Origin of the sequence: Protofrankia sp. Cr1 (assembly GCF_963555865.1) — a bacterium.
In the GTDB taxonomy this organism is placed as follows: domain Bacteria; phylum Actinomycetota; class Actinomycetes; order Frankiales; family Frankiaceae; genus Protofrankia.
The window spans coordinates 3,256-12,370 of sequence record NZ_CAUVXO010000043.1 but is presented as its reverse complement, the minus strand read 5'-3'; the positions used below and the strand labels follow the sequence as shown (position 1 = coordinate 12,370).

Below are 9,115 nucleotides of genomic sequence, written 5' to 3'. Positions count from 1 at the left end.
TCGCATACGGCGTGCACCTGCCCAGGTACGGCGGAGTAATCTGGCCGGTGTCAATGGGAAAGGACGTGGCTGGGAATGCCGAAGGCTACAGTCAGCATGGCTGTCCGAGTGCCGGACGCTCAGCTCGTGAGCGCCTATGACATGTGGTACGAGTTCGTGAAAGACGCGTGGGATGACGGCCACGGCCGTGGCCACGATGACGTTGAGATCTCCGTCGTCGCGCTGGAGTTGTATCCATCGGGGATGCCCGCCCGGCCCGTTGCCCGTCGCCTGGCCACGCCCGACGGGGATGCGCTGGTGTTCCGGCCGGAGTGGTTCAGCAGGTATGACCCCGAGCAGTCCGAACATGGCAAGATCAGCCTCAGCGGGCCCCAGCGTGAGGTCTTCGATTTTTCCTTCGACTACCGCTTCCGCCCGCCGCGGGCGACGCTGGTAGTCGATTTACCGGACGAACGGATGTCCCGTACGATTCTCGATGTGATCGACGATTCGACTTCGGTGGTACCACGTGCGCGCCAGCCCGAGACGGCTGACGAAGGATGGGCGGGCGGCACGACACAGCCGACGATTTTCATCGGACACGGCGGGCCGAACGAGATGTGGCGCATACTCAAGGACTACCTGGCCGAGTTCGGTTACCGGGTGGTGACCTTCGAGAGCGAATTCCGTTACGGCCGCTCGGCAGCAGACGTCGTATGGGAGATGCTTCAACAGGTGGACTTCGCGTTACTCGTCCACACCGCTGATGACGAGACGAAGCTCGGTACCGTCCGGTCGCGCCAGAACGTGGTGCACGAGACCGGGCTGTTCCAGGGCAGGCTGGGCTTTGAAAAAGCAATCATCGTCCGGGAAGAAGGCGTTGAGGAATTTTCCAACCTCGCCGGAATTCAGGAGATCAGATTTCCCAAAGGGAGTATTGGGGCAGCCTTCGGCGAGGTTCACCGCGCCCTGCGCGGCGTTTTTCCCGCCCACTGACCCGACCCCCGTACAGCCGCCGCCCGGCCGGGCCTGCAGAACCGGACTACCGACCGCGGTTCAATCACAGGCCAGGTGTCAGGCGATGGCGCCACGGGGAGCGATCCAGACGTGTGGCTGCCCGGTCGTGGCGGCAATGTGTTCGAAGTCTGCGTCGTAATGCAGGATTACCGCGCCGTGGTGTTCGGCCACGGCGGCGGTAATCAAGTCGATGACTCCGGCGGCGCGGTGGTGGCCTCGGGCGGCCATCCGGATCTGGACATCACGCGCCCGGTCGGCAATGACCTCGCTGACCGGTAACGTCACGTAGAGGGTTCGGCGGCGCTCGGCTATCGTGCGGACGTCGGTAAGATCACGACCGGAGTAGCCGGCTTCCAGGTCGACCGTCACGCAGGTGGCCGCGGCCCGATCCGCGATGAGCCCGGCGATGACATTGCGGATGGCCAGATGACCGACCCGCGCGTGCGCCGAGGTGTCGATCAGATAGAGCTGGCCGGGACCGACCGGGACGGTCACCGACGAGCCTGGCGCATGATCTCCTGATCGGCGATGTCCGGACCGACGCCGAGGGCGTACGGGTCATCAAGCAACTGTTCGATACGACGGCGACGATTGGCCACGAACTCGAGCGCGGCGTTGACGGTGTCCTTCTTCGTCGTGGTGCCCAGCTCCTTGGCCGCCAACGCCAGCGCCTCGTCGTCAAGATCGATCATCGTCTTCATATATCCGATCATACAGCCCGAGCAATATGATCAACAATACGAAAACAGTCTGTGATTCCCGGTCAGCCTGCGATGCGGCGCAGCACGTTGCGATCGGTGTGCTCGACCACGCCATCCCACCGGGCATGGGTGATCAACGTCTTCTCGCTGTAGGCGAAGACGCCGTCGGCCTGCACCGTCACCGTGACCTCAAAGCCGGTCGTGCGGGCGGCCTTCGCCAGGTAGATGTTGGACAGAATGCCGTAGGTCTCCGACTCCACCTCCGCCCGCATGGTGAAGGTGGTCGCATCCGGCGCCGCGGTGCCGCCGGCCAGCACGCTCTGGCCGCGGGGCACGGTGAAGCACCGCATCACCTGGCCGGCAACGGCATCCCACAGCCAGTAGCCGAGCTCGGTGTGGAACGGGTTCTCCTCGCCGATGCGCCACGCGGCGGTGCGGTAGTCCAGGCCGTACAGCACCTGCGGGCCGTTGTTCACCGGGCCGAACGGCTTGAGCGACATGCGCTCGCGGAACGGCGTCTCGACGATGCGGCCCTCGGCGTTCGAGAAGGCCACGTCCAGACCCTCGTCGCCCTCCCACTCCCCGGCCAGCGCCGCCAACGGCCCGAACTCGGTGGCCTGCACGCTCTCCACTCGGAACCCCTCTTCACCCGGCTCGAACCTCCCGGACCGTCACAGTCCGGCAGCCAGGACGTTACCGGTCGACTCCGGTAATGCGGGCGGATCCGGCAGATTTCGGCCCGTGAGACTGGCGGCATCCGAGTAGATGGTCCCGGAACTTCGTGGGTGCGGGTCCGGCCTGAACGGCCAGAAGCTCCGACTAATTACAGAAAGTAATCATCATCGGCAAAGGTGGGTGGCGCTGCCTGCGGGGCCAGGAAGTGGAAGTTGGGCGGCGGGCCGACTGTGCGTTCCAGGGTCTTGATGACCTCGCGAGGGTTATCGTGCGGGCCCGGGATGAAGAACGGCTTACCGTCCTTACCGAAGGTGATGGCTGACGGTCCTTGCCACGTACCGAGGTGGTCGGCCGCCTGGGTGAAGTCGGCGTGGGGTTCGAAACCGAGGCCGCGGGCGTACTCGACGGCGCCGAACACAATGTGCCGAGCGAGCTCGATCGGCGCGTCCTGCCATCCGTGCGGGTAGGTGGAGAAGTAGTCCGGCAGGAACCGCCGCAGATCCAGTTCGTTCTTGATGTCGGGGCCACGGACGTTCTTGACGCCCAGGCAGTAGGCGTCAACCAGGTAGCCGCACACCGATACCTTGTCCCAACGGTGCCTGCGGGCGACCAGCACACTGACCAACCCGCCTATGGCGTCCTCCGACGCTGCTTCATCTTCGTCCACCCAGCCGCGTGACTGGTCAACAGCGAGTCCCAGACTCCAGCCCACGTTGATCCAGCAACCAGCGACTTCCGGCTCACCCGCGACGGCGTCCCGCTCCGCGGCGACGACTCGTACCAGGGAGGCGACGACCGAGGGCGGCACGCCAAGGGCGCGGGCGATCGCCTTCGGAGGCTTCCCCTCACTGCGCAATCGACGGACCTGATCGAGTAGCTCTACGTCGCCCATGGGAGCGGTATTCTATCAAAGCCGCCTCGGCTGGCTCGAACTCCAACAGTTCGCGAGCCCTTTGGATGTGAAGAGGCGCGGTGTCCTCGCGAGATTCGGTCACCGTTCGTAGGAGTCCGTGATCGCAGGCCGGCGACCGGCGCGGCTGCCGTGGGCACACCGGCGGGCAGAACACGCGGATCATCGGCACCGTCGTGCGGCTACACAGAGAACAACGGACCGGAGCCGGCCAGGTCACGATCTCCGGGTACAGCGAAGCCGACCCCGCCGACATACGACGCATCCGGATGGAGCTGGCCGCCGAGGACTACGACCGGGCGCTGCGAGCGCACAGCCGCCAGCTGCCGGCGGTGGCCGAGGGAGACCTCGTGTCCGTCGGCAACCGCTGGCGGCTACGCAACGTGCGTCGCTTCGACATCGCCGGCAGCCCCACCGAGACGCCCTGAAGCTCCGGCATCGGACGGCGGCCAGCCAGGCCGGACGCCGGTCGCCTTCCCGTTCCCGCTCCCGTTCCCGTTCCCGTTCCCGTTCCGCTCAGTAGGATTCGGCTGCCGCCATCGTTCCCGCTACGCTCTCCCTCCGTGGGTGGGGCACGGGTGTCATGGGCATCGTCACCCGGCGTGCATGCATCGATGCGGTCGAACAGATCCCGCGACACCGGGCCGGAGTTGGCGCTGCGGTTAATTGGCGACGCGCGATCGGCTGATGTGATGATCAATACCGTCAACGCCGATCTGATCGAGGTCTGACCAAAGTGCCAGAAACGGCATCGGACCTGTCGCCTCTGCGGGAAACGGGTCCCATCATGAAACGACCAGGTCAGAAGCGCATCTCGCCGTTCTCGACGCCATCAACGAATGCAGCCCACTCGGCACGGGAGAACGACAGTACGTGCCCGTTCGGGTCCTTCGAGTCACGGACGACCACTCCGCCGTCGAAGGTGCCGGCTTCCACGCACATGCCCCCAGCGCCATTGGAGAAGCTGGAGATCTGCCAGTCGACGACGGCGGCAGGGTCGAAGTCGGTCAGGTTGGGCTTGTGGGTGCGATTGCGGTTCTCGTGCATGATTGATGCTTTCTGTGAGTTGGGTGAAGCGGTCCGAGTACAGACGGGCTCGGACCGGCGGGGTAGAGGCCGACTTCAGCCGACCCCCACAGGCTTTAGTGAGGCGCTAACGGCCTTGGGACGAGACGAGATCGGTCGGGTCGGTGTTCGCGCCGCACAGCACCACGGCAATCTTCTCGCCGACTTTCGGGATGTATGCGCCGTCCAACAGAGCCGCGAGAGCGGTTGCGGCACCGTGTTCCACAGCGAGTCGGCGATGGTCCCATAGGGCGTGACGGGCATGGATGATGGCCTCATCTGGGACAAGAACCGAGTGGACTGCGGCGCGTCCTGCCCATTCCAGCGCCATGGCAGAGGCGCGCCGCGCGCCGAGAGCGTCGGCAGCGATCGAATCGACGGGTACGTCGACAAGGTGCCCGGATTCGATTGCGGCGTTCAGTGCCCGGCAATTCACCGGTTCTACGGCGACGACGTGGATCCCGTAGTGGTCGGCTGCAACGGTTACGCCGGTGAACAGGCCGCCACCACCAACCGCGACCACGATCGTGTCCAGCGCGTCGGGTATCGCGGTGAGGATTTCCGGTAGGAGCGTGCCGGCTCCCGCTGCGATCAGCGGATTGTCATAAGCGTGGGACTCGATCGCCCCGGTGGTGGCGGCATGGCTGTGGGCGGCGTCCAAGGCGTCGGCGTACTCATTCCCGACCTGACGGACGTCGGCGTCGTAGGCACGGAGTTTGGCGATCTTCACGGGTGGGGCGGTCTCGGGTAGGAAGACAGTAGCGGTCACCCCATGGCGCTGTGCAGCCCAGGCACAGGCGAGTCCGGCGTTACCGCCCGAGGCGATGACCACTCCGGAGTCCGGCATCGTGCCGGCTTCAAGATGCGTGGCAACGAAGTTCGTTGCCCCTCGAGCCTTGAACGATCCGGTGTGTTGCATGAACTCCAGGACGAGCCAAAGGTGAGCGTCACCGGCTGTACCCGGGTCGGCGCGGGTGACCGTGACGGGGCGGACATGCCCGGCGATGCGGTCGCAGGCTGTCTTGACGTCACCGTAGGTGGGGATGGTCACGGTAGGGGCTCCAATTATGCCGTCAGGACCAGAAAATGAGAGTTCCGGTCACAGTCAGTCCAAGGAAGAACGCGAACGCTACTCGCCGTTGCCCAGGGTTCGGGGCTACGGCGTGTAGGTTTGCGGAATTGAATAGCAGCGCGTCACCCGCCGATGATCGGAGGCTGATGTGTTGGTATCCGCGGACGGTCGAGGGAGTGTAGCCGTAGCCGGTACGGTGGGTCTCGTCGTCAGGTCGCCAACGGCGGCGCCACATCGTGGTCTCACCACCGGATTCAGGTGCGGCAATCCACAGGTTGAACGCGAGCTGCGCGATCACCTGCTGGTCGAACAGACCGTCGGGGTACTCGCGGACTACTTCGTCGAAATGTACGAATGCCCCGTTGTTGATCTCTCGGAGGGTGCCGCCGAAGACTGGGCGTCCGCTGATCGTGGCCGGAGCGATCGCGCTGCCCCATGCAGCACCAAGGCGAGCTAGGGCGATGGCCACCGGGTCGGGGCGAAGACGCGCCGCTGTCCAGGCGATGCGGGCGGCGTTTGCGGCCTGCCAGTAGCGCTCGTGCAGCGCCCCATCGGAGCCGCGGTAGTCGTTGAGGGCTGGGCCGAAGCGGGCGATACGGACAGGGACCCGCGTTGGGTCGTAGTCGTCGATCGGGAGGCGATTTGTGCTCTTGATGGTTACGGCACAGGTGGGTTCGTCGAGGAAACCGGGGATATGCACTGCGGCGGCGGTGCCCGCTGCGAGGGCGGCTATGTGGCGGTCGGTGTAGGCGTCCGCGACAAGGAGCGCGAACAGCGGGTCAACGCGGAGCGCTGGCATCGGCTTTCCTCGGGTGTCGGTGGTGCACGCGCCGGCCCGTACTCCACCGCTCCCCAAGGACGCCCAGGGGCGGGCACGCCGGACCGGCGCGCGTTTGTGGCGGGGCTCCCCGGGTGGGCGACACGGATTGTCCGGGGAGCCCCGGTCTCAGGTTCCCGACCTGGGGTAGATCGGGAAGACGATGGGGACGACGCGGCCGTCGATAGCGTGGCTCTTGGCGTGGTGGTCCGCGGCGGCGACAGTTGGGAACGGTAAGCGGACTTCTGTGGGCTTCTCGTCCCGTCCGTAGACCACCAGGCCGTACAGCGCGGTGTCCGGCGGGATGTCGGAATGGGTGGGAGTGTGGACGGGCCGTGGCAGGTAGCAGGCGCTGGCCGTTCCGCTTGGCCGTTTTGCTGGCACAGCATCTCCGTTCACGTTTTTTTAGCCCTCGGGTCGCCGAGGGAGAGCTGTGCTGGTACGACCCGGTAGGAGTCCAGTTGGTGGAACTGGGCGTGCTGTTCGGCCTGCTCCGGACTGCTGAAGAGGATCAGGACCCGTTCCGGCTGACCATCGGGGTTGAGGGCGACGACCGTGTACGGCGTGTCCTGTCTACCGACAATCGGGGGCAACGGCTGCGGGGCGTGGCGTATCGGGGGAAGACGCCGGGGAGTGTGTCTGGTGACGCGGTCATGGCCCGGTCCATCCCGCGTCTTCAGGGTGCGGCAGGTTGAAGCGGATCGGGGCGACGATGTATCGGCCCGGACAATGTGCGGCACCGTAGGTTCTGGCTGCGGAAATACTTTCGAACATAAGAACGATTTCGGTGAGTGTTCCGGCTTCCCCCGATGGCGGTTGCTCCAGAATGCCAACGGCGTACAGCGTCGACTGCACTCTGGCCACCTCTCGCCCGGTCACGTTCTGACGAAGTAGACGATCTACCATCGGCGCGTCGGGTTCCATCCCAGCTCCGTATACGTGGCCCGTCTATTACGATCTGCACCATTAGATGTGATCGAAGAGGGGACGCAGATGCCACGCGAGCGCAGGGACCCTCCGCCCGATCTCTGGCAGCGCGCGGAGATGACCATCGCGCTTGCGGACCGTGACATCGGGACTACTTTTCGGATCTACCGGCGGTGGACCGGTATCACACAGCAGGATCTCGCTGAGATGATCGGTGGGATAGCACAGCCACGGATCAGTGCGATCGAGCGTGGCCGGGAACAGGTGATGAGCCTCAACCTGATCCAGCGGATTGCCAGTGGCCTGGGTGTCCCCGGACATCTGCTCGGGCTCGCGCCGGAGGTGATGGACGAAACGTGCAGCGCGATACACGATGATGACGTGCAACGACGGGAGTTCCATCGGCTCGCCGCGAGCGTGCTCACTGGAGCCGCCCTGGACTGGCCGGATGCAACATGGGAGGTGGCCGCGTCGCCTCCTGGCGGCGTCGACGCGCCGGTCCGGATCGGCGACAGTGACGTCGCGAGATACCGTAAACACTTAGAGTGGCTGTACGAGCTGGATAACACCTACGGTGGTGGCGCCGCCTACCGGCTGACCGTCACGGCGGTACAGCAGATGCGCCGCGCGCTCGACAGTGCCAGCTACTCTCCGACCACCGGCAACGGGCTTGCCCGCGTGCTTGGTGAGGCGACCGAGCACGCCGGCTGGCTCGCGTACGACGCTGGCCGCCAAGACGACGCCCGCTACTGGTGGCTTGAAGCCCTCGCTGCTGCGCAGACCGTGGATGACGATGATGTCTCGACCGTGGCATTTGCCAGCATGTCACTTGCCGCGTCCACAGTCGGGACGCCTCGTGACGTCATCAACCTCGCCCGCGCGGCGCAGCGCTGTGCGGCAATCCGCAATACCCCGCGCCTGCGCTCTCTTCTGCTCGTCCGTGAAGCCGTCGGCCACGCGGCTCAAGGCGAGCGCAAGACCACGTGGTCGGCGTTTACCCAGGCTGACAACCTCGTCGGCACCGACACGGATGCGGATCCGTATTGGCTGGAGTTCTGGGGAGAGGCAGATCTTGCCTGTCACAGGATGAAGGCTGCCGAGATCCTCGGCGACCTTGACGCCGCGATACAGGCAGCCCGGGAAGCAGTCGTCGCAGTGAATCCCCGATTCGCGCGTAACCATGCCGCCTACCTCGCCAGCCACGGTCGCGTCCTCGCCGTGGCCGGGCACCTGGACGAAGCGATGGAGATCACCGGTCAGGCGATTCTCCGCACTGCCGGGGTGGACTCGGCTCGGATCCGCAGCAACATCGGGCGGGCCGTCGACATCCTGGCCAAGCGGGACGCCGGGCCGACAGTGCGCGGGTTCGTCGAGTGGGCCCGGACATATCCCCTCGCAGGTGCGACCGCATGACCACCCCGTGGACGCTGACCGTCCATGCTGGCGGGCAGGACCCGGGGCGGTTACGTGAGCTGATCGAGCCGGTTTACGCCGAGGTTTACGCCGAGGCGCCGTACTGCGAGGGTCCAGACGACGTAGCCGAGTTCGCTGTCGGTTGGCCACGACGGGTTGGGGCGCCCGGATTCCACGCAGTCATTGCGACTGTCGACGATAGGCCGGTCGGGATGACGTTCGGCCATCCACTCGCCGCGGAAACTGGCTGGTGGGAGGGCCTTGTCGAACCAGCGCCGGATGAGTTGACCGCCGAGGACGGCCATCGGTCGTTTGCGGTGATCGAGTTGGCCGTGCTAGCCAGCCACCGCAGGCGCGGTCTGGGCCGTGCGCTGCATGACGGGCTTCTTGCCGGTCGGGATGAACAACGGGTGGTCCTTCTTGTCCGCCCCGAGCCGGAGGCAGCTCCTGCGCGCGCCGCGTATGCGTCATGGGGGTATCGAACGATCGGACGCCTCCGCCCCTGGGAGGACGCGCCGATGTACCTTGCGCTTGTTCGG

At 65.6% G+C, this 9,115-nt stretch carries 14 protein-coding genes; 4 read left to right on the top strand and 10 right to left on the bottom strand.

What is annotated here, in order from left to right:
* Window positions 1-75: 75 nt before the first annotated feature.
* Window positions 76-975, top strand: coding sequence for a nucleotide-binding protein (locus U9980_RS06480; protein WP_322767103.1), 900 nt, complete (start codon window positions 76-78; stop codon window positions 973-975).
* Window positions 976-1,053: 78 nt separating this feature from the next.
* Here U9980_RS06480 and U9980_RS06475 read toward each other — a convergent pair whose 3' ends face one another.
* From U9980_RS06475 to U9980_RS06460, 4 genes are all read right to left on the bottom strand, one after another.
* Window positions 1,054-1,491, bottom strand: a complete 438-nt coding sequence (locus tag U9980_RS06475) for a PIN domain-containing protein (protein ID WP_322756302.1) — start codon at window positions 1,489-1,491, stop codon at window positions 1,054-1,056.
* Window positions 1,488-1,697 carry a type II toxin-antitoxin system VapB family antitoxin gene (locus U9980_RS06470; RefSeq protein WP_322750334.1) on the bottom strand — a complete coding sequence of 70 codons (210 nt, stop codon included), beginning with the start codon at window positions 1,695-1,697 and terminating at the stop codon, window positions 1,488-1,490. The genes U9980_RS06475 and U9980_RS06470 overlap by 4 nt, the downstream gene beginning before the upstream one ends.
* A gap of 62 nt (window positions 1,698-1,759) precedes the next feature.
* Window positions 1,760-2,296, bottom strand: coding sequence for a heme-binding beta-barrel domain-containing protein (locus U9980_RS06465; RefSeq protein ID WP_322767102.1), 537 nt, complete (start codon window positions 2,294-2,296; stop codon window positions 1,760-1,762).
* A 224-nt stretch (window positions 2,297-2,520) separates the two neighbouring features.
* Entirely contained in the window at window positions 2,521-3,264 is a 744-nt protein-coding gene (locus U9980_RS06460; RefSeq protein ID WP_322767101.1) for a helix-turn-helix domain-containing protein, read from the bottom strand.
* Window positions 3,265-3,458: 194 nt separating this feature from the next.
* On the opposite strand from U9980_RS06460, the gene U9980_RS06455 reads away from it, so the two are divergent.
* Entirely contained in the window at window positions 3,459-3,710 is a 252-nt protein-coding gene (locus U9980_RS06455; RefSeq protein WP_322767100.1) for a hypothetical protein, read from the top strand.
* Between the two features lie 373 nt (window positions 3,711-4,083).
* Here U9980_RS06455 and U9980_RS06450 read toward each other — a convergent pair whose 3' ends face one another.
* The 6 genes from U9980_RS06450 to U9980_RS06425 all read right to left on the bottom strand — a co-directional run bounded on the left by U9980_RS06450 (window position 4,084) and on the right by U9980_RS06425 (window position 7,160).
* On the bottom strand, window positions 4,084-4,329 hold the full coding sequence (locus U9980_RS06450) for a DUF397 domain-containing protein (RefSeq protein ID WP_322767099.1): 246 nt from the start codon (window positions 4,327-4,329) through the stop codon (window positions 4,084-4,086).
* Between the two features lie 106 nt (window positions 4,330-4,435).
* Window positions 4,436-5,398 (bottom strand): threonine/serine dehydratase, encoded by a 963-nt coding sequence (locus tag U9980_RS06445; protein WP_322767098.1) that lies wholly within the window; start codon window positions 5,396-5,398, stop codon window positions 4,436-4,438.
* A 22-nt stretch (window positions 5,399-5,420) separates the two neighbouring features.
* Window positions 5,421-6,218 (bottom strand): proline hydroxylase, encoded by a 798-nt coding sequence (locus tag U9980_RS06440; protein ID WP_322767097.1) that lies wholly within the window; start codon window positions 6,216-6,218, stop codon window positions 5,421-5,423.
* Between the two features lie 147 nt (window positions 6,219-6,365).
* Window positions 6,366-6,620: a hypothetical protein gene (locus U9980_RS06435; protein ID WP_322767096.1), complete on the bottom strand. Its 255-nt coding sequence runs from the start codon at window positions 6,618-6,620 to the stop codon at window positions 6,366-6,368.
* A gap of 11 nt (window positions 6,621-6,631) precedes the next feature.
* Window positions 6,632-6,829, bottom strand: a complete 198-nt coding sequence (locus tag U9980_RS06430; protein WP_322767095.1) for a hypothetical protein — start codon at window positions 6,827-6,829, stop codon at window positions 6,632-6,634.
* Window positions 6,830-6,887: 58 nt separating this feature from the next.
* On the bottom strand, window positions 6,888-7,160 hold the full coding sequence (locus U9980_RS06425) for a hypothetical protein (RefSeq protein ID WP_322767094.1): 273 nt from the start codon (window positions 7,158-7,160) through the stop codon (window positions 6,888-6,890).
* A gap of 120 nt (window positions 7,161-7,280) precedes the next feature.
* Here U9980_RS06425 and U9980_RS06420 point away from each other — a divergent pair, with 120 nt between their 5' ends.
* Together U9980_RS06420 and U9980_RS06415 are read left to right on the top strand one after the other, a co-directional pair.
* Complete coding sequence (locus U9980_RS06420) at window positions 7,281-8,576, top strand: helix-turn-helix transcriptional regulator (RefSeq protein ID WP_322767093.1); 1,296 nt, start codon at window positions 7,281-7,283, stop codon at window positions 8,574-8,576.
* Window positions 8,573-9,115, top strand: a 543-nt coding sequence (locus tag U9980_RS06415; RefSeq protein ID WP_322767092.1) for a GNAT family N-acetyltransferase, incomplete at its 3' end; no start/stop codon positions are given. The genes U9980_RS06420 and U9980_RS06415, both read left to right, overlap by 4 nt.

What these genes read in the sequence shown, in the direction of transcription:
- U9980_RS06450 (WP_322767099.1), bottom strand. Translation starts at nt 4,329, where the DNA reads ATGCACGAGAACCGCAATCGCACCCACAAGCCCAACCTGACCGACTTC.
- U9980_RS06420 (WP_322767093.1), top strand. Translation starts at nt 7,281, where the DNA reads ATGACCATCGCGCTTGCGGACCGTGACATCGGGACTACTTTTCGGATC.
- U9980_RS06480 (WP_322767103.1), top strand. Translation starts at nt 76, where the DNA reads ATGCCGAAGGCTACAGTCAGCATGGCTGTCCGAGTGCCGGACGCTCAG.
- U9980_RS06460 (WP_322767101.1), bottom strand. Translation starts at nt 3,264, where the DNA reads ATGGGCGACGTAGAGCTACTCGATCAGGTCCGTCGATTGCGCAGTGAG.
- U9980_RS06470 (WP_322750334.1), bottom strand. Translation starts at nt 1,697, where the DNA reads ATGAAGACGATGATCGATCTTGACGACGAGGCGCTGGCGTTGGCGGCC.
- U9980_RS06440 (WP_322767097.1), bottom strand. Translation starts at nt 6,218, where the DNA reads ATGCCAGCGCTCCGCGTTGACCCGCTGTTCGCGCTCCTTGTCGCGGAC.
- U9980_RS06425 (WP_322767094.1), bottom strand. Translation starts at nt 7,160, where the DNA reads ATGGAACCCGACGCGCCGATGGTAGATCGTCTACTTCGTCAGAACGTG.